Here is an 18,911-nt window from a genome sequence, read left to right as displayed (position 1 = left end):
GAACTTGTCATCCTCTATCTCTACCGTGTGTGTGGTGGCAGTCACACAGCGGAGCTGTGGAGAGCCGCACGATGCCCGTTTACGAAGCGCCACGGAGGCGTCGCATGGGAGCACCCGCACACCCAGAACTTCCGCACCGCTACACCCTCTCCGCCCCCGCCCTCCCCACGTCACCCCGCCTGTGCCGCGACTTCGTGCGCGGCATCTTCGCGGCCTCGGGGTTACCCCAACTCGCCGAAGCGGCAGCCCTCTGCACATCCGAGTTGGTGACCAACGTCCACCGGCACGGCAAGGGCGACGTACGGATGGCCGCCACCATCCAGCACGACCGCGTCCGGGTGACCGTCCACGACGACAGCCCCGAACTGCCCTCGCCGCGCCGCGCGGCCGACGATGACACCAACGGGCGCGGCCTCTTCCTGGTCACCGTCCTCTCCGACGGCTGCGGCATGACCCCCGACGAACCGGCCACCGGCATGGGCATGGGCATGGGCATGGGCACCGGCAAAGCGGTGTGGTTCGAGTTCAACGTGCCGCCCACGAACACGAAGAGCACCGCATGAACGCCACCCCCGCCGAGCGGGTCGCCGAGCGCGTCGCCGAGACGCTGCGCGACGACTTCGCCGCCCACGGCGTACGGCTCCCCGACGTACGGGCCGACCTCAGCGACCCCCGGCAACCCCGGCTGGAACTCGGCACCATCCCCCTCGGCACCGGCTTCGCGCTGTTGCGCGTGCTCACGGACTACCAGCGCCTGCTGAAGGCCGAGCGGAGGCGGAAAAGGCCGTCACCGTGACGCCGGGCAGTGATGCAGCACCGCTGATCTCCGCGTTGATCGTGACCGTCTCGAGGTCGGGGAGGGCCGCGAGCGGGGACAGATCGATGGAGCGGTCGGCGCCAGGGGAAAAGAGGATGTTCAGGTGACGAAGACGGGGGAATGCCGAGGGCATCCACGCGGTGTCCAGAAACTCGTGCAGAACGTGCAGATCCAACCAGGTGATGCTGGGTGGGAAGTCGCGCTGCATACTTGCATGTCCGATCGCGACCTTCAGCCGCTCCAGCGCTGTGAGCTTCTCCATGCCCCAGGGCACGACGCCCACGCCTGACAGGCCCGGCGTTTCGAAGACCAAGGTGCGGAGAGGGAGGTCGGACAGGCCGGTGAGGTAGATGCCACTAAGACAGTCGGTCAGATAGAGCGTTTCGAGGTTCGTCAGGTGGCCGATCGCGGCGCCGAGGTCGTCGACCACGTCGTTACGGATCAGCCGCAGCCGGGTCACCTCCTCCCCTTTGAGGTTGTCCCTGATCTCGTCCTCCGTGAAACCCCCGCGCAGGATCAGCCACGGACGCGGACCCGAATCCAGCAGCATGCGCAATTGCTCCATGGATTCGGCCACGAAATACAGGTCGTCCCGGTCCAGGCGGAGGATTACCTCGTTGAAGTACCGCTCGGTGTCGTACCGCCCCCAGCTCGACGCCAGTTGCGCGCGCACCTCGACCGCGGGGTGGTCGGCGAATTGGGCCAGATAGGGGATGGCCGCGTCCACCGGTATGCGTGAAGCCGTCACCACACAGCATTGCGCCACCTCGTCCGTCAGTCCCTCCGGCCCCGGGAGAAGCTCCAGCACCAGCGGGCCCACCGTGGCCAACTCCCTTGCTCGCGCGATGTCCAGGGGCGGGATGAACCCCATCGCGTGCCGCGTGACCTTGTCCCGTATCGCCGGGTCCAGATCGGGCGCGTGCTCCAGGCATGCCATGGCCAGCAGGAACAGCCTCATCGAAGCGTCCGCGTCACCCCGCGCCACCTCCAGCAACTTGCCCAGCAGCTCCGCCCGCTCGCGCGGTCGCCCATGCGCGACCGCCATGCGGATGACGTCCTCCCACTGCGCGTCATGAGCGTTGCGGATCAGCAGCCCCACATCCCACGCCTCCACCGCCGCCTTCGCGCCCAGATAGTCCTGGAAGGTGCGGTGGATGAAGTCCACCGTGCTCACCGACGGCTCGCGCAACAGCCCGCTGCGCAGCAGCAGATGGCGCAGGATGGCCGGGGCGTCGCCCAGAGCCTGGGCGGCGGGGACGGAGGGGAGGGCCTCCTCGATGATGCGCTCCGCGCGGTCGCGGTCCAGCTCGGCCTCGCCGTTGCGGATCAGGTAGTAGGCGAGCCGCTGGAGAAGCTGGATCTGCGGCTCCTCGTCCAACTGGACGTCGCCCGGCGCGTAGATACGTCGCTCGGTGTCGCGCCGCGTCAACAGCATCGACAGCGCCGCGTCGTACAGCGCCTTGCGGCCCGGTGGCAGATAGCCGCGACGGGCGCGGTGCAGGGCGCAGATCAGACCGCACATCAGCGGGTTCGTGGCGAGGCGGCTGAGGTCCTGCTTGGTGCGGACGGCGGTGTGCAGGGCCAACTGGTACGCGGCCAGCGTCGCCCGCTCCTCCTCCGTACCGCAGGTCTGGCGCGCCGCCTCATGCCAGCGGTCGATGAACGCCGCCATGTCCTCGCGGCTCATCGGGGACAGCGTGAACTCGGAGAAGTCCTGCGCCCCCAGCCAGTCGTCGGCGACGGCCGAGGGGCGGGAGGTGACCAGCCACAGATTGTCCGGGTAGGCGATGAGGAGATCGGACAGCCAGGCCCGGGTGCGCTCGCGGTCGCGCTCGGGGATCTCGTCGATGCCGTCGATCAGCAGCAGCCCGCGGCCCGCGTTCAGGACGCGGTCGGCCCAGCCGGGCGGCTGGGCGCCGTCGAGGGGGTTGTGGACGGAGGCCAGGAACGAAGCCGGGGAGGGCAGGGATTCCTGGCGGGCGATCGTACGCAGCGGCAGAACGAAGGGGACGCGGCCGATGAGCTGCTCCAGGCCGCGCAGCGACTCCTGCCGTGCGGTGCACACGGCGAGCCACTGGACGAGCGTGGTCTTGCCGGAGCCCGCGACCCCGCGCAGCAGCACCTGCTGATGGCCGGAGAGCGCCCGGTCGGCGGGCAGGGCCGCGGGGAGGGCGGCGGCGGGTGACTCACCGGGCTCGCCGGACCCACCGGGCTCACCGGCGAACGCGCCCAGCGGCCGCTCCTCGCCGGAGAAGGAGACCGCCTCCAGGCTGAGATACGCCGCGTCCAGCGGCCACGTGGCCTCCGCGTGGCTGAGGTCGATCCCCACGATGGTCAGCGTGGAGTGCTTGCGGATCATGTACTCGGCGTACCGGCGCTCAAAGCCCGCGTCCTGCGCGGTCTGGGACGGTATGCGCTCGATCAGGATGTCGATCTTGGTGATCAGCTCGCTGAGCCGGCCGCTCTGGTCGACCAGGGTGCGGGGGATGAAGGCCGAGCGCTGGGTGAAGAAGTGCAGGATGTGCAGGCAGGCGGTGTCCAGCAGGCGCTCGTGGAGCAGTGTGCCGCTCTGGCTGAGGTGCTGCGCGCCGCGTCCCCTTCCCCGGGTGCGGGTGGCGTGGGCCAGCTCGTAGGCCAGTCCTTGGTGGCCGAGCTGCACCGCCTGGACGTCGTTCATATCGAGGTCGCCGAGCGCGTACAGCGTGGTGGCCAACTGCTCGGCCACCAGCTCGTCCTCGTCGGCGGGGCAGGGCCGCTCGCCGGGTCCGGCGTGCCGGGTGGCCTGGGCGACCAGCTCCGCGGCGAGCTTGTCGAGGTCCTTCTCGGTCAGCGTGCGCTTCTCGCCGCGGAACGAGACGAGGGAGGAAATGCGGACCGGCTGGTTGACCAGCCCGGCGCCCGGCCCCTCCTTGACGAACAGCTTCTTGATGAGCGGTGCGACGACGCTCGACGCCAGGCGCGCGCCGATGACTGCGGGATCCACGTCCCATTCCCCCCGGTAGTTGTGTGTCCCTGACCGGACAGCGTACAGCGGGGTAAGGACTTTGGTCCCGAATCGGACATCCGAAAGTCCCTGCGAAGGTGACTTCCCGCACAGGCCCTTCGGCGTCTACTACGGTAAATAGGGGATCTCGCAGGTCAGAGGTGTGATGGGGGTTTCCGGGAATTTCCCGCGGGAAACGCATCACATAACCAATTCGCTACGGAGTCACTTAGTAGAAGAACGCCTTGGCCTATTCGCGAGAACGGGATAACAAGAGGCGTCCAAAGACGCTTCTGGAGGTACTTCCCATGGCCCCGCGCGCCACAAACCGCCGTTTCTCGCTTACGTCCGTATCCAAGGGGCGCGCCGCTGTGGTCGCCGTCGGCCTGGGCGCCTCGCTGGCGCTGGGCGCCGGAACGGCGTTCGCCGTGGGGGCGGGCGAGGCCCCCTCTTCCTCGTCCGTCAAGCAGGTCGCCGCGAAGGTCCCGGCCAAGGCCCCGGCCAAGAAGAAGGCCCCCGCGAGTGACTGGCAGACCCCGGTCGACAAGTTCTCGATAGGCGCCGCCTTCGGCCTGGCGGGCAACCTGTGGTCGCACAACCACAGCGGTCAGGACTTCGTCGTGCCGACCGGCACCCCGGTGCACGCGGCCCATGACGGTGTCGTCGTCAAGGCGGGCCCGTACGGCGGCGGCGACGGCCCCGCGTACGGCAACGCGATCGTGATCAAGCACGACAACGCGACGTACTCGCAGTACGCCCACCTGTCCCGGATCGATGTGCGGATCGGCCAGACCGTGACCGAGGGCCAGCAGATCGGCCTGTCCGGCAGCACCGGCAACTCGACCGGCCCGCACCTGCACTTCGAGATCCGTACGACGCCGAACTACGGCACCGCGGTCGAGCCGCTCAAGTTCCTCCGCGACCACGGCGTCAAGATCTGACGCGACCACGGCGTCAAGATCTGACGCCACTCATGCGTCATCGACGTGTATCAGCCATGCGTCGATGACGCATGCGCCTGCTTCACCAGATCGAGGGCGACCTCGAGGACGGCCTTGCGCTTGTCCTCGGCGTCGCCCTCGATCGCCTGAAGCGCGAACATCCGCGCATGCATGCTGAACAGGGCCGTGACGCTCCGGACCTGGTCGACCATGGGCGCCTCCGGGTCCCGGATCAGGGCGGACATGGCGAACATCCGGTTCTTGAAGATCTGGCCGATGCTCAGCTCGCGCACCGTCGCCTGGTTCTCCTGCATGAAGCGCATCAGCGGCTCGCCGATGTCCAGGGCCGCGCTGTAGCGGCGCAGCAGCTCCAGCTTGGTCTCCAGGGTGCGCGGCTGCTGCTCGCCCCAGACGATCAGCTCGTCCAGCGGCCGGCCCAGGTCCTGGAACAGGCTGAGGACGATGTCTTCCTTGGTCTTGTAGTGGTAGTAGAGCGCTGCCTTGGTGACCTCGAGGTGCTCGGCGATCTCGCGCAGTGACGTCTTCTCGTAACCCCGCTCCGCGAAGAGTTCCAGGGCCACGTCCTGGATGCGCTGACGGGTGTCTCCCCGCCGCGGTGTGCTGCCCATGGTGCTCTCCTGTGCTGGTGGTCTGGCTGCCGTCGGCAGGCCGAACGTAACTTACTTGACGCCCGGCTAGTTGGCGCCTTACCGTCTCCACTGTACTGAACTAGCCGGGCGGCAAGTAAGTGGGCGTCAGGGCTCTCATCACCCAGGGGGAGACGGAGAACATGTTCCGGAAACCATCAGAAGACGAAGCGCCATCCGCTTCGACATCGGCTCAGCCCGCCCAGGAGGCCCAGATACCCAAGGAGCCCAAGGGCAAGGCCGAGCCGAAGCAGCGCAGCACCAGTGTGGTGATCTTCGCGCTGATGATCGCGATGCTGCTCGCGATGCTCGACAACATGATCGTGGGCACCGCGATGCCGACCATCGTCGGCGAGCTGGGGGGCCTCGACCACCTCTCCTGGGTGGTGACCGCGTACACCTTGGCCACCGCCGCCTCGACCCCCATCTGGGGCAAACTCGGCGACATGTACGGCCGCAAGGGCGTCTTCCTCACCTCCATCGCGGTCTTCCTCGGCGGCTCGGCCCTGTCCGGTATGGCACAGAGCATGGGCGAGCTGATCGGCTTCCGGGCCATCCAGGGCCTGGGCGCGGGCGGCCTGATGGTCGGCGTGATGGCGATCATCGGTGACCTGGTGCCGCCCCGGGAGCGTGGCCGTTACCAGGGCATCATGGCCGGTGTGATGGCCGTGGCCATGATCGGTGGCCCGCTGGTCGGCGGTACCCTCACCGACCACCTCGGCTGGCGCTGGATCTTCTACATCAACCTTCCGCTCGGCGCCGTCGCCCTCGCCGCGATCACCGCCGTGCTGCACCTGCCGAAGAAGCGCTCCCAGGGACGGATCGACTACACCGGTGCGGCCCTGCTGACCGTGGGCATCACCGCGCTCGTGCTGATCACCACGTGGGGCGGCAACGAGTACGACTGGGGTTCGGCCCAGATCCTCGGGCTCGGGGCGGTCGGTGTCCTCGCGCTGGTCGCGTTCGTCTTCGTCGAGCAGCGGGTCGCCGAGCCCGTGCTGCCGCTGCACATCTTCCGTAACCCCAACTTCACGCTGGTCACCGCCATCGGCTTCCTCGTCGGCTTCGTGATGTTCGGCTCGACCACCTTCCTGCCGCTCTACCAGCAGACCGTCCAGGGCGCCACGGCCACCAACTCCGGGCTGCTGCTGCTCCCGATGCTGCTGGGCATGCTGGTCGTCTCGCTGGTCGCGGGCCGGGTCACCACCCAGACCGGCAAGTACAAGATCTTCCCGATCATCGGCGGCTTCCTGATCACCACCGGGATGTTCCTGCTGTCCACGATGGACACCGAGACCACCCGCTTCAGCTCCGGCCTCTACATGGCGGTGCTCGGCATGGGCATGGGCTGCCTGATGCAGACGACCATGCTCGTGGCGCAGAACAGCGTCGAGATGAAGGACATGGGCGTCGGCAGCTCCTCCGCCACCCTCTTCCGCACCCTGGGCGGCTCCTTCGGTGTCGCCATCCTCGGTGCCCTGTTCACCAGCCAGGTGCGGGACACCATGGCCGAGCGGGCCGGTGGCAAGGCTGCGGCCGTCACCTCCGGGAGCGCCCAGCTCGACCCGGCCAGCCTCAAGAAGCTGCCCCCGGGCATCCGGGACGCGTACACCCACGCGGTGGCCAGCGGTGCCCACCAGGTGTTCCTGTGGGGCGCGCTGATCAGCATCATCGGCTTCCTCGCGGCCTGGTTCGTCAAGGAGGTCCCGCTGCGCGGGGGCCCGGCCAAGTCCGCCGACAGCGACGAGGCCGCGGCGCAGGCGGCACCGGTCGCCGAGACCGTCTGATCGCCTCTGCTCGACCACCTTCCTGTCAGTGGGGCATGACAGCATCGGCCCCATGGTGACCTCGCCGGACGAGGCGCGGCTGGCGCATCTGCGCCGGCTGCGCCTCGCGAAGGACGTGATGGACCGCGACTGGGCCGACCCGCTCGACCTGGACGCGGTCGCCGCGCATGCCGGCTATTCGCGCTATCACTTCATCCGCGCCTTCAAGGGCGCCTACGGATCCACGCCCGGTCAGTATCTGACCCGGCGCCGCATCGAGCGGGCCGAGGAGCTGCTGCGCTCGGCCAATCTCTCGGTCACCGAGATCTGCTCGCTCGTCGGCTTCAGCAGCCTCGGCACGTTCTCGACGAGCTTCAAGAAGCAGACCGGGCTCACCCCCAGCGCCTACCGGGACCGATACGTGGGCCGGGCCGCGGGGGTCATACCGGGGTGTTACGCCATGCTGTGGTACGGCGGGCGCGACGCACCTGCCCAGATGGGTGGGCCCGAGGACAGCAATTCTTGAGAAGCGGGCCCGACCCCCTGCTGCCTACGGTGGCGATGTCGCGACGACGCGCGATCCATCCCGATACCTCCGGAGGCAGCAATGATCAAGGGGATGTCCATCGTCACCGTCTGGGTCCTCGACCAGGACCGGGCCAAGGAGTTCTACACCGAGAAGCTGGGCTTCGAGGTCCGCACCGATATGAGCATCGGCGGGGAGGGCGAGGGCGGCGGTATGCGCTGGCTGACGGTCGGCGCCAAGGACCAGCCGGATGTGCAGCTCACCCTGATGGTGCCCAGGTCGCCGGGGCTCGACCCGGAGTCCGCCGAGGCCCTGCGGACGCTGGTCGCCAAGGGCGCGCTCGGCGCCGGGGTGTTCACCACCGATGACATCCACCGGGACTACGAGGCGCTCAAGGCCAAGGGCGTGGAGTTCGTCCAGGAGCCCCAGGAGCGTCCGTACGGCACCGAGGCGCTCTTCCGCGACGACTCCGGCAACTGGTTCTCGTTCACCCAGCCCCGCGAGGAGATGGACTTCAGCAAGCCGTGGGACGGCTGCGCCTCGGACTGAGCGGCCGGTCCGGCACCACGCCGAGTGCTCAGTCCGGCACCTCGATGATCGGGAAGCTGCCGGTGTTGGTGGGCGCGGACTCCGGCAGCCAGAGCACGGCGACCGCGCCCCGGCACTCGCCGTCCGTGCCGTGCGTGCCATCCATTCCGTCCGTCCCGTCCGTCTCGTCCGGCCCGTCCAGCACCGGATCGGCGTTGCGGAACGTCAGCCGGGCCCCCAGCACCCGCGCCTGGCCCGCGGCTATCGTCAGCCCCAGGCCGTGCCCGGTGCCCGCGCGGTCCTTGCTGCCGGTGCGGAACCGGCTCGGCCCTTCCTTCAGCAGCTCCTCCGGGAAGCCGGGGCCGTGGTCGCGGACGCGCAGCACCCGTCCCTCGACCGTGACCTCGAAGGGCGGCTTGCCGTGCCGGGCGGCGTTGGCGAGCAGATTGCCCATGATCCGCTCCAGCCGGCGGGGGTCGGTGGAGACATGGGCGTCACGCGCCACATTGATCACCGCGTCGGGGTGCACCGCCCGGACCCGGCGGGCGATGAACTCGGCCACGGCTATCTCCTGGAGCTCCGCGCGCTCCGCGAAGCCGTCCAGCCGCGCGACCTCCAGCACGTCCTCGACCAGGGTGCGCATCGCCTGCGCCCGGTCCCGTACCAGCTCGGTGGGGCGGCCGGGCGGCAGCAGCTCGGCGGCCGTGAGCAGCCCGGTGACCGGGGTGCGCAGCTCATGCGCGATATCGGCGGTGACCCGGCGCTCCGCCTCCAGCCGCTGCTGGAGCGCCTCGGCCATGCCGTCGACCGCGCGCGCCAGATCGTCGGTCTCATCGCGCACCCGGCCGCCGATCGCCTCGCGCACCCGGACCTCGGAGTCGCCCTCGGCCAGCTTGCGGGCGGCGGTGGCCGCCTTGCGCAGCCGCCGGGAGAGCTGATCGCCGATGAGCACACCGAGCGCGATACCGCCCATCACCACCGCCACCGAGCCGATCAGCAGCACCCGGTCGAGGTCGTTCAGGACGGCGAAGCGGTCCTGGAACTTGGTGTGGACGGACAGCACCTTGCCGTTCCGCAGCGGCACCGAGGCCCACACCTCGGGGGTGCCGGCGCCGGAGTCCTCCAGATAGGTGGCGCGCTGGCCGCGCCACGCCTCCTTCTTGAGCTGATCGGGCAGCTTGGGGTCGTCCAGCTTGGCGCCGAAGCCCAGCACCCGGGACTGCTCGTACCACCGCTGGGCGACCTTCACCCGCTCGTCCATCACGGTGCGGCTGTTGTCGAGCATCGAGACGCGGGCCGCGTTGTGGACGACGAGGCTCAGCACGACCGCGACGAGTGTGCTCACCGCCGCGATGGCGAGGCTGACCTTCCATCGCAGGCCACTGCGGAGTGCGAATCGCCCCAACGCCGCTCAGCCCTTGAGCTTGTAGCCGAAGCCGCGGACCGTCTCGATCCGGTCCTGGCCTATCTTGCCGCGCAGCCGCTGCACATGGACGTCCACGACCCGGGTGTCCCCGCCCCAGCCGTACTCCCAGACCCGCTCCAGCAGCCGGTCACGGGAGAGCACGGTGCCGGGCGCGGCGGAGAACTCCAGCAGCAGCCGCATCTCGGTCGGGGTGAGCGCGACCTGCCGGCCGCCCTTGCGGACCTCCATGCCCTCGGGGTCGACCTCCAGATCGCCGAAGCACAGCACCCCGCCGTCGGGCTCCTCGGGGACGGGCTCCGCGCCCCGCCCGCCGGGGCCGCTGGCATGGCCGAAGCGGCGCAGCACGGCCCGGATGCGGGCGACCAGCACGGCGCCGTCGAAGGGCTTGGTCACATAGTCGTCGGCGCCGGCTTCGAGGCCGAGCACCACATCGATCGAGTCGGCGCGCGCGGAGAGCATGATCACGGGCACGGTGGACTCATCGCGGATCCGGCGGCACAGGCTGACCCCGTCCAGGCCCGGAACCATCACATCGAGCAGCGCGATATCGGGGCGGTCGGCGCGGAAGCGCTCGAGGCCGGTCAACCCGTCGGGTGCGGCCGTCACGAGAAAGCCATCGCGCTCCAGGGCGAGCTGCGTGGCTTCACGGATGACATCGTCGTCCTCGACGAAGAGCACATGGGTCTCGGCCACAGCCTCGGTTCAACCTTCCGTTCCGTCGTCGGCGCGCATGGACGGCGCCGGGGTCGCCTCTTCCGTGGGCACATTCTTGCTGTAGTCGGTGCGCTTGCGGGACAGCACGTCGAACGTCTTGTCCGCCTCGGTCCAGCGGTAGGTGATCACGGCCTCGCTCGAAGGGCAGCAGACCGAGTCGCCGGAGGTGTAGGCGAGCTTGGTCACCCGCAGCTCGTCCTTGGTGATGTCGGCGTAGACGGGCGGCTGCTCGTCGCTGAACACGTTCTCGTACCGGTCACCCGCCTTGCGGTACACATACGAGCCGATGCCGAAGCCATCGCCGCAGCTCATCACGTTGATCACCAGGTCTGAGGCGCCGGAGCCGGTCAGCTTGCCATACGTCACGTCCACCGGGTAGCCCTCGACCTGCTGCTTGCCCTCGGGCTGCTTGCCCTTGGGGCAGGGCTTGAGGTTCGCCTTCAGATCGTCGCTGACGTTCGGATCCGTCTTGACCAGCCTGATCGCGTCGACCTTCTGCCCGGCCGGTGACGGCCGGCCCGTGGCGTGGCCACTCGCGTACGAGCCCGGGTCCGCGGCGGCCCACTCGGTGCGCGCCGGTCCCTCCTTGCGCACCCCCTCGCTCGCGGCGCCGCATCCGGCCAGCATCCAGCCGCCGGCGACCGCGAGGCCCACGACCGCTCCGCCGGTGATGATGACTGTCCTGCTGGGAGAGGCCCTGGTCAGGCCGCGCACCGTTCCTGCCCCCGCTCCTGGCGGCCACGCCGGACCCGACCCGTGTGCTGCCGGACGTTTCCGGTCCGCTTGCCTTCCTCGTCCCGACGGCCGAGCGCGCGGGCGTCCAGATCGCGGCTCTCCAGCTCCTGCCGCAGCCGGGCCAGCGCCCGGTGCAGCGTGCTCTTGACCGTTCCGGTCGACATTCCGAGCGCCTCCGCGGTCTCTTCGGTCGTCATCTGCTCCCAGTGTCGCAGCACCACGACACTGCGCTGCTTGGGAGCCAGCACCGAGAGGATGTCCATCAGCAGAGCGCGGTCGGCGTGCTGCTCGGTGCTGTCCTCGACACTCGCCTCGGGAAGCTGCTCGGTGGGCACCTCGTCCAGCTTGCGGGCGCGCCACCACTCGGTACGGGTGTTGATCATCACGCGCCGGAGATAGGCGTCGGCGAGCGATTTGTCGGCTATGCCGTCCCAGCGGCCGTAGGTGCGCACCAAGGCGGTCTGGAGCAGGTCCTGTGCCTCGACCGGGTCCGGGATCAGCCGACGGGCGCTGCGCAGCAGCGCGTCCTGCCGATTCCGCACGTACTCCTCAAAGTCCAGAACATTGCTGCTGCTCATGGTGTGCAGCCTCCATCCCGCTGTCTTCCCCGCCGTTGGTGTGCCGCCCTGTCGGTCGGCGCGAGAAGGACGCTACGGAGGCGCTGTTGCGGCGCCATGCGCATCCGGGCCTCGGCGAATGCACAGCTACCCATAGGTTGTGTAACAACGGAACCCGGTTCGACCGAGTGTCAGAACCGGGTCCTGGGAGTGTCACAGGTCTGTCACAGACAGGGCCGTGACGAGGATTTTCCTCAGGTCAGCGGCAGTCGGTAGAGGCCGCCCGAGAGCGGTTCCACCAGCCCGTCGGAGACCAGCCCGTCGAGCGCGCGGGCGCGCTGCACCGGCTCGTCCCACACCTGGTCCAGCGTCGCCTGCGGGACCGGCGTCACCGTCGCCCGCAACACCGCGAGCAGCTTGCCGCGCACCTGGCGGTCCGTACCGGCGTAGGTCTGGCCGCGCCGCGGCGGTCCGTCGTGCTCCGGCGAACCGGCCTGGCGCCAGGCGCAGAGCGCGGCGATCGGGCAGCGGGCGCAGTCGGGGGTGCGGGCCGTGCAGACCAGCGCGCCCAGTTCCATCGTGGCGGCCGCCCAGCGCGCCGCGGTCGGCTCGTCGCCGGGGAGCAGGGTGCGGGCCAGCTTGCGCTCGGCGGCGGTGGTGGCGTTCGGCGGGTACTGCGCACCGCCGACCGCGCGGGCGAACACCCGGCGGACATTGGTGTCCAGGACCGGATGGCGCTGGCCGTACGCGAACGAGGCCACGGCCGCCGCCGTGTACTCACCCACCCCCGGCAGCGCCAGCAACTGGGCGTGGTCGCGCGGTACGTCACCGCCGTGCCGCTCCCTTATGGCGGCCGCGGCACCGTGCAGCCGCAGCGCCCGGCGCGGATAGCCGAGCCGGCCCCAGGCGCGGACCGCCTCACCGGGCGGTTCCGCGGCCAGGTCGGCTGGGCGCGGCCAGCGGGCGAGCCACTGCTCGTACACCGGCAGCACCCGGTTCACCGGGGTCTGCTGGAGCATGAACTCGCTCACCATCACGCCCCAGGCACCGGCCTCGGGGCGACGCCAGGGGAGGTCGCGCGCGTGCGCGTCGAACCAGTCGATGACGGGCCGGTGCAGAACGGCTCCGTCGGGGTCGGGGGATGCGGCGGCCGGGACGGCGGAAGCGGAAATGGCAGTCATCGCTCTCGATCCTGGCACGACGCGACGGTTTGCGGGCGCGCTGGGCGCGGGCGTTCGGGTCGAGCCGCGCCAGTCGTTGCCAAATCGTGCAATACGGGCGTCCGCGCGGGAACGGATGGCCGCTTACCGCGCCCGGGTGCGGTCTTTCCGCCCCCGCGGGGTGGCCACAGGGCGAGTCGGGGGCGTCCGGGGGCCGTCTTGGGGGCGTCTTGGGGGCGTCTTGGGGCGACTCATGGCGGCCTGGTGGCGGACTTATGGCGGTCTCATGTGCGGGATCCGGTCGGATCATGAGAAAAGAAGGGAACGGGGCGCGGGTTATTGGCTGGTAGAGCTCCCGATCTCTCGTAGAGTTTCCGCGTGGGATCTCTGCGCAATCCGATCGGGCCGCTTCCCTCCTCCATTTACTGGCGGCGGAGGATCGTTGCGCTGGCCCTGTTCGTCGTCATCGTGCTCCTGGTCATCTGGGCCTTCGGCTGGGGTGGTTCGGGCGGTGGCGGAAGTGACGAGGGCAAGGGATCGGGCGGCGGGGGACCCGCGAGCACGATCACCCCGGGGCCCTCCTCGTCCGGGCCGGTGAACAGCGAACGGCCGGGCGGGCGCGACGAGTCGGACAACGGCGGCTCGGGCTCCGGCGGCAGCGGCGGTGGCGGCGGCTCGGACGACGGCGGTACGGACGCGGGCGGCGATGGCGGGGGCGGCAGCGGCTCCGGCGGCGCGGGCGGCGACGGGGGCTCCTCGGGCGGTGGCGCGGGCGGTGGCATCGGCACCGGGACCGGGCAGGGTCTGCCCGCCGGGTCGAGCCTGCCCGACTGCCGCTCCGGCGACGCGGAGTTGATGGTCCGCAGCGTCAAGGACTCCAAGGTCAAGAACACCTGGGCGCCGGGGGAGAAGCCCACCTTCGAGATCGTCGTGAAGAACACCAAGTCGAGCTCCTGCAAGGTCGACTTCGGCCGCGCGGCGGCCTCGCTGACCATCACGGACGCCAAGAACGCCCACGTCTGGGCCTCCGACGACTGCCCGGAGGGCAGCGCCAGCGCACTGGTCGAGGTGAAGGGCTCCGGCCAGACCAAGCGCACCGTGGAGTGGGACCGCAAGCGCAGCGCCGAGCACTGCGCCACCCCGTCGGGCAGCGCGTCGGCCAAGCCCGGCACCTATCTGGTCGAGGTGAAGGTGGACGGCCTCGGCACGGAAAAGGTGTCGTTCGTCCTCGAGAAGGACTGACCAGCGCAAGGGCTGACCAGCGCAAGGGCTGACCAGCGAGGAGGCAATCCAGCCCCTCCGGCGTTTGAGGAGCGGGGTCCGGGGCGGGGGCCCGGGGCCGGGCCCCCACGTGGCGGAGCCGCATATCGTCAGGCGTCGGGAAGGGGCGGGGCGGGGAGCGGCCCGCCGCAGGCGCCAAGCCCCCCGACATCCCTCAGACGTACGGCGGCTCAGGGCCTAGACGTACCGCTCCAGGATGGACGACTCGGCCAGCCGGGACAGGCCCTCGCGGACCGAGCGCGCCCGCGCCTCGCCCACCCCGTCCACCATCTGGAGATCGTCCACGCTCGCCGCCAACAGCTTCTGAAGCCCACCGAAATGCTCGACCAGCCGCTCGATGATGGCGCCCGGAAGCCGCGGCACCTTCGCCAGCAGCCGGAAACCGCGCGGCGAGACCGCGGAGTCGAGGGTCTCGGGTGAGCCGGTGTACCCCAGCGCCCGGGCCACGATGGGCAGTTCGAGCAGCTCGGTGTGGGTCAGCCGGTCCAGCTCGGCGAGCGCGTCGGCCACCGTACGGGTGCGCTTGGCGGTCGGCTCGGGGACGTAGTCGCGCACCACCAGCTCACGCTCGGGCTCCACGCCCGCGATCAGCTCGTCGAGCTGGAGGGAGAGCAGCCGGCCGTCGGTGCCCAGCTCGACCACGTACTCCGCGATCTCGGTGGCGATGCGCCGGACCATCTCCAGCCGCTGTGCGACCGCGCTCACATCCCGGACGGTGACCAGGTCCTCGATCTCCAGGGCCGAGAGCGTGCCCGCGACCTCGTCGAGGCGGAGCTTGTACCGCTCCAGGGTGGCCAGTGCCTGGTTGGCGCGGGAGAGGATGGCCGCCGAGTCCTCCAGGACCCGCCGCTGGCCGTCCACATACAGCGCGATCAGCCGCATCGACTGACTGACGGAGACCACCGGGAACCCGGTCTGGATGGAGACGCGCTGCGCGGTGCGGTGGCGGGTGCCGGTCTCCTCGGTGGCGATCGCCGCGTCCGGGACGAGCTGCACCCCCGCCCGCACGATCTTGGTGATGTCCTTGTCGAGGACCAGCGCGCCGTCCAGCTTGCACAGCTCGCGCAGCCGGGTCGCGGTGAACTCGACGTCGATCACGAAGCCGCCGGTGCACAGCGACTCGACGGTCTTGTCGGTGCCGAGCACGATCAGCCCGCCGGTGTTTCCCCGGAGGACGCGCTCGAGGCCGTCGCGCAACGCCGTGCCGGGCGCGACCGCGCTCAGAGAGGCACGCATCAGACCGTCGGCCTTGCCGGGTGCCGTTGCCCGGTCGCCTGCTGCCACTGCACTCCTCCGTCGCAAGGTCTGTCGGTGCCGCGAGTCGCCCTGCCATGCCGGTGTGCGAGGCCACGTATGGGCGAGACCAGGGCAAAGTCTACCGGCGGCCACCGGCCTCCCGTGGGGTCTCCCGGCGTACGCCCGTAGGTGTGAAACGGAGTGCGGCTCCCCCTGTGCCGCGCACCACCCGGCTCACCGCCCCCTCGCGCACGCCCTCACCAGCACACACCCGGGCCCGCGGCCTGTCACGACCTGTCCCCTCGGACACCGTCCGCCGCGGCTCGGCCATGGTCTTCGGCGTCTCAGCCACGGGCCTCCGCCGCGTCCGCCCGCGCCTTTTCGCCGCGCTCGCGGCGCCGCGGCAACACCCGCAGCGCGTCCCCGATGTCCGCGACCTCCAGCACCCGCATGCCGTCCGGGATCCGGCCCGGGTCGCTCGGCACCAGGGCGTGGGTGAAGCCGAGCCGGGCCGCCTCCGACAGCCGCCGCTGCACTCCGGTGACCCGCCGGACCTCGCCCGCGAGACCCACCTCGCCGATCGCCACCAGGTTCTTGGGCAGCGGGGTGTCACTCGCGGCGCTGGCCAGCGCGAGCGCCACCGCGAGGTCCGCGGCGGGCTCGGACAGCTTCACCCCGCCCACCGTGGCGCTGTAGATATCCCGCTTGCCCAGCGCGCTGATCCGGCCGCGCTGCTCCAGAACGGCGAGCATCATCGAGACCCGGGAGGTCTCCAGACCGGAGGTGGTGCGGCGCGGGGAGGGGATCTGGGAGTCGACCGTGAGCGCCTGCACCTCGGCCACCAGCGGCCGACGGCCCTCCAGGGTGACCGTCAGACAGGTGCCGGGCACCGGCTCGTCGCGGCGGGTGAGGAACAGCCCGGAGGGGTCGGCGAGCCCGGTGATGCCCTCGTCGTGCAGCTCGAAGCAGCCGACCTCGTCCGTCGCCCCGTAGCGGTTCTTCACCCCGCGGACCAGCCGCAGCCGGGCGTGCCGGTCGCCCTCGAACTGAAGGACCACATCGACCAGATGCTCCAGCAGCCGGGGCCCCGCGATGGCGCCGTCCTTGGTGACATGGCCCACCAGCAGCGTGGACATACCGCGCTCCTTGGACGCCCGGATGAGTGCCCCGGCCACCTCGCGCACCTGCGCCATCCCGCCCGGCGCGCCGTCGATCTCGGGCGAGGCGACGGTCTGCACCGAGTCCAGGACGAGCAGCGAGGGCTTGACCGAGTCGAGATGGCCGAGGACCGCGGACAGGTCGGTCTCGGCGGCGAGGTAGAGATGCTCGCTCAGCGCGCCGATGCGGTCGGCGCGCAGCCGCACCTGACTCGCCGACTCCTCACCGGTGATGTAGAGCGTGCGGTGCTCCTCGGAGGCGGCCTTGGCCGCCACGTCCAGCAGCAGCGTGGACTTGCCGACCCCGGGCTCCCCGGCGAGCAGCACGACCGCGCCGGGGACCAGGCCGCCGCCGAGCACCCGGTCCAGCTCGTCCACGCCCGTGCCCCGCGCGGTGGCCTGACGGCCGTCGACCTGGCCGATGGGCAGGGCGGCCGAGGTGACCCGGCCGGGCGCGGTGGTGCGCACCGCGGGCGCGCCGTACTCCTCGACCGTGCCCCACGCCTGGCACTCCGGGCAGCGGCCGAGCCACTTGGCGGTGGTCCAGCCGCACTCCGTGCAGCGGTAGGAGGGGCGGTCCTTGGCGGATGAGCGGGAGGAGCTACGGGCAGCCATGCCGTAACGCTAGCGTCGGCCACCGACAGCGCCGAACGGCGGTGGTGACGGCCCCTTCAGGGACCCCTTCGCGGCTCTCTCGGCGGCCCTTCCCCGGCCTTGCCGGAGGGCGCCGGACGCATAGCAGGTTACGGCCACCGGAGGGGGACACCTGTCCCCTTATGAGGGAGATGGTCACCCGTAAGGGTTAAAACAGTGCAAGTGGCGCGAGGAAGTCTGCATCATCCGCCTACCGTCGCCGGGTGATGAGCAGCAGGTCCGAGCACTCGACACAGACCACCGGCGCACAGCGGGTGCGGCGCCGTGCGCCCCGCTCCACCACCACTCGCCCCCAGCGCCCGCCCGAACGCTACGAGCCGTATCTCGACGGCCTGTTCACCTACTGCCTGTCGGCGCTGTGCGAGCACGACGCGGCGGCCGTCGCGGTGGGCGATGTGCTGGCGGTGGCCGAGCGCCGCCCCGGCCGGGGGCGGGGCCGGGTCACCGCGGAGGGCGAGCTGTCCCGCCCCTGGCTGTACGCGGTCGCCCGCTGGGCCTGTCTGCGCAAGCTGGCCGAGCGCCGCGGCCGTACGGGGACGGACACCCCGGGCGGCGGCGCCGGGGCCGAGCTGCCCGAGCCCATCGCCGCCCGGCGCCGTCGCGAACTCGCCGCGCTGGCCTGGCCGGAGGCCGCCGGGACCAGCGCCGAGCAGCGGGAGGCGCTCGAGCTCGCGGTGCGCCATCGGCTGGGCCCGTCCGAGGTGGCCGCCGTGCTCGGCAAGGACCAGGAGGAGACCCGCGCCCTGCTCTCCAGCGCCGCCTGCGAGGTGGAGCGCACCCGCGCCGCCCTCGCCGTCGTGGAGCTGGGCCACTGCCCGGTGGTCGCGCGGCTCGCGGGCGACACCCAGGTGCTGCTCTCCGCCGCCCTCCGTCGCGAGCTGGTGCGCCATGTGGACGACTGCCGAGAGTGCCGCCGGATGGCCGAGCGGGCCACGGCCGACGGACCCTGGCCCGGTACGGCGGCGGCGCCCGCAGCGCTGCCGGTGGTGGAGGCGCCCCGCGCCGCCGTGCACGCCGCGCTGCTGGGCGCGCTCAGCGGACGCCCCGCCCGCGCGGGCGCCGGGCCCCGGTTCGACCGGCGCGGTTTCCCGCTGGAGCCCCAGGACCGGGCCGCCCGCCGCAGCCGGATGCGCAGCCGCGCGCTGACGACGACGGTGGTGGCGACGGTCATCGCGGCCCCGGTGCTCGCGCTGTGGGCCGCCTACCGGGGCGCCCCGCTCGCCGGTGACGAGCGCGACACGGACTCGGTGGCCGCCGCCGAGGCGGACGCCACGGACCAGGCCCCGGCCGGCCAGGACCGGCCCGCCCGTCGTTCGTACGAGCGCGGCGGCAGCGCGCAGGACCGTTCCGGCACTCGGATCGGCTCCGGCCCGCGGAGCGCCAAGGCGGGCCGCGGGGCGTCGGATGTGTCGGTCGAGGTCATCGGCGTGGACGGCGCGGTGGCGAGTCCCGGGCACAAGGGCAAGGGCGGCGAAGCGTCCAGCCCGGACGGCTCCCCGGCCGGCGGCGGCTCAGGCCCGTCCCGGCCCGCCCCCGGCCCGGGGCGGCTCACGGTCACGGCACACCCCGAGGGCGAGGTGACGGTCATCACCCTCACCGCGTCCGGCGGCTCACCGGTGCACTGGTCGGCCTCCGCCGGGGCGTCCTGGCTCCGGCTGAACCACACGGGCGGGGTGCTGCGGCCCGGCGACTCCACGACCCTCACGGTCTCGGTGGACCACGACCGGGAGCCGGCCGGTCACTGGAGCGCACGGGTCTCGGTGGATCCGGCGGGCGCGGTGGT

16 protein-coding genes and 1 pseudogene are annotated in these 18,911 nt (G+C 71.1%); 8 read left to right on the top strand and 9 right to left on the bottom strand.

Features of this window, described 5'->3' with window-relative positions; genetic code table 11:
• Nucleotides 1–104: 104 nt before the first annotated feature.
• The gene (locus ACK1X7_RS24030) at nt 105–563 is read left to right on the top strand and encodes an ATP-binding protein (RefSeq protein ID WP_216345882.1); all 459 of its coding nucleotides are present in this window, start codon (nt 105–107) and stop codon (nt 561–563) included.
• Nucleotides 560–796 (top strand): hypothetical protein, encoded by a 237-nt coding sequence (locus ACK1X7_RS24025; protein WP_385139468.1) that lies wholly within the window; start codon nt 560–562, stop codon nt 794–796. The genes ACK1X7_RS24030 and ACK1X7_RS24025 overlap by 4 nt, the downstream gene beginning before the upstream one ends.
• On the opposite strand, the gene ACK1X7_RS24020 is transcribed toward ACK1X7_RS24025, so the two are convergent.
• Nucleotides 738–3,800: an NACHT domain-containing protein gene (locus ACK1X7_RS24020; protein ID WP_413115614.1), complete on the bottom strand. Its 3,063-nt coding sequence runs from the start codon at nt 3,798–3,800 to the stop codon at nt 738–740. The genes ACK1X7_RS24025 and ACK1X7_RS24020 overlap by 59 nt on opposite strands.
• A gap of 308 nt (nt 3,801–4,108) precedes the next feature.
• Here ACK1X7_RS24020 and ACK1X7_RS24015 point away from each other — a divergent pair, with 308 nt between their 5' ends.
• A complete protein-coding gene (locus ACK1X7_RS24015) occupies nt 4,109–4,741 on the top strand; it encodes a M23 family metallopeptidase (RefSeq protein WP_385139474.1) in 633 nt (210 codons plus the stop codon).
• Nucleotides 4,742–4,791: 50 nt separating this feature from the next.
• Here ACK1X7_RS24015 and ACK1X7_RS24010 read toward each other — a convergent pair whose 3' ends face one another.
• Nucleotides 4,792–5,370, bottom strand: a complete 579-nt coding sequence (locus ACK1X7_RS24010; RefSeq protein ID WP_385116882.1) for a TetR/AcrR family transcriptional regulator — start codon at nt 5,368–5,370, stop codon at nt 4,792–4,794.
• A 161-nt stretch (nt 5,371–5,531) separates the two neighbouring features.
• Here ACK1X7_RS24010 and ACK1X7_RS24005 point away from each other — a divergent pair, with 161 nt between their 5' ends.
• The 3 genes from ACK1X7_RS24005 to ACK1X7_RS23995 all read left to right on the top strand — a co-directional run bounded on the left by ACK1X7_RS24005 (nt 5,532) and on the right by ACK1X7_RS23995 (nt 8,229).
• Complete coding sequence (locus ACK1X7_RS24005) at nt 5,532–7,175, top strand: MDR family MFS transporter (RefSeq protein WP_385139479.1); 1,644 nt, start codon at nt 5,532–5,534, stop codon at nt 7,173–7,175.
• Nucleotides 7,176–7,227: 52 nt separating this feature from the next.
• Complete coding sequence (locus tag ACK1X7_RS24000) at nt 7,228–7,680, top strand: helix-turn-helix domain-containing protein (RefSeq protein ID WP_385139482.1); 453 nt, start codon at nt 7,228–7,230, stop codon at nt 7,678–7,680.
• Nucleotides 7,681–7,761: 81 nt separating this feature from the next.
• The gene (locus ACK1X7_RS23995; RefSeq protein WP_385139485.1) at nt 7,762–8,229 is read left to right on the top strand and encodes a VOC family protein; all 468 of its coding nucleotides are present in this window, start codon (nt 7,762–7,764) and stop codon (nt 8,227–8,229) included.
• 28 nt (nt 8,230–8,257) lie between these two features.
• Here the strand turns inward: ACK1X7_RS23995 and cseC are convergent, their stop codons facing one another.
• The 5 genes from cseC to ACK1X7_RS23970 all read right to left on the bottom strand — a co-directional run bounded on the left by cseC (nt 8,258) and on the right by ACK1X7_RS23970 (nt 12,821).
• Entirely contained in the window at nt 8,258–9,613 is a 1,356-nt protein-coding gene (cseC, locus tag ACK1X7_RS23990; RefSeq protein ID WP_385139488.1) for a two-component system sensor histidine kinase CseC, read from the bottom strand.
• Nucleotides 9,614–9,619: 6 nt separating this feature from the next.
• Nucleotides 9,620–10,327, bottom strand: a complete 708-nt coding sequence (cseB, locus tag ACK1X7_RS23985) for a two-component system response regulator CseB (protein ID WP_137966831.1) — start codon at nt 10,325–10,327, stop codon at nt 9,620–9,622.
• A 9-nt stretch (nt 10,328–10,336) separates the two neighbouring features.
• The gene (locus ACK1X7_RS23980; protein ID WP_398161334.1) at nt 10,337–11,062 is read right to left on the bottom strand and encodes a hypothetical protein; all 726 of its coding nucleotides are present in this window, start codon (nt 11,060–11,062) and stop codon (nt 10,337–10,339) included.
• On the bottom strand, nt 11,050–11,661 hold the full coding sequence (locus ACK1X7_RS23975; protein WP_364011749.1) for a SigE family RNA polymerase sigma factor: 612 nt from the start codon (nt 11,659–11,661) through the stop codon (nt 11,050–11,052). The genes ACK1X7_RS23980 and ACK1X7_RS23975 overlap by 13 nt, the downstream gene beginning before the upstream one ends.
• 233 nt (nt 11,662–11,894) lie before the next feature.
• Nucleotides 11,895–12,821: an A/G-specific adenine glycosylase gene (locus ACK1X7_RS23970; protein ID WP_253209426.1), complete on the bottom strand. Its 927-nt coding sequence runs from the start codon at nt 12,819–12,821 to the stop codon at nt 11,895–11,897.
• Between the two features lie 357 nt (nt 12,822–13,178).
• Between ACK1X7_RS23970 and ACK1X7_RS23965 the strand changes: the two genes are divergently transcribed.
• Nucleotides 13,179–14,042: a hypothetical protein gene (locus ACK1X7_RS23965; protein ID WP_390795038.1), complete on the top strand. Its 864-nt coding sequence runs from the start codon at nt 13,179–13,181 to the stop codon at nt 14,040–14,042.
• 216 nt (nt 14,043–14,258) lie between these two features.
• On the opposite strand, the gene disA is transcribed toward ACK1X7_RS23965, so the two are convergent.
• The gene (gene disA, locus ACK1X7_RS23960) at nt 14,259–15,317 is read right to left on the bottom strand and encodes a DNA integrity scanning diadenylate cyclase DisA (protein WP_050993876.1); all 1,059 of its coding nucleotides are present in this window, start codon (nt 15,315–15,317) and stop codon (nt 14,259–14,261) included.
• Nucleotides 15,318–15,661: 344 nt separating this feature from the next.
• Nucleotides 15,662–17,089: a DNA repair protein RadA gene (gene radA / locus ACK1X7_RS23955; protein ID WP_385139500.1), complete on the bottom strand. Its 1,428-nt coding sequence runs from the start codon at nt 17,087–17,089 to the stop codon at nt 15,662–15,664.
• Nucleotides 17,090–17,334: 245 nt separating this feature from the next.
• Here radA and ACK1X7_RS23950 point away from each other — a divergent pair.
• Nucleotides 17,335–18,834, top strand: a pseudogene (locus ACK1X7_RS23950) (sigma-70 family RNA polymerase sigma factor); the annotation flags it as partial.
• Nucleotides 18,835–18,911: the final 77 nt, after the last annotated feature.

It is taken from the genome of Streptomyces sp. CY-1 (assembly GCF_047218265.1).
Lineage (GTDB): Bacteria > Actinomycetota > Actinomycetes > Streptomycetales > Streptomycetaceae > Streptomyces > Streptomyces niphimycinicus.
Note: the sequence above shows the minus strand (reverse complement) of the source record. Positions and strands in the feature narration are given on the sequence as shown.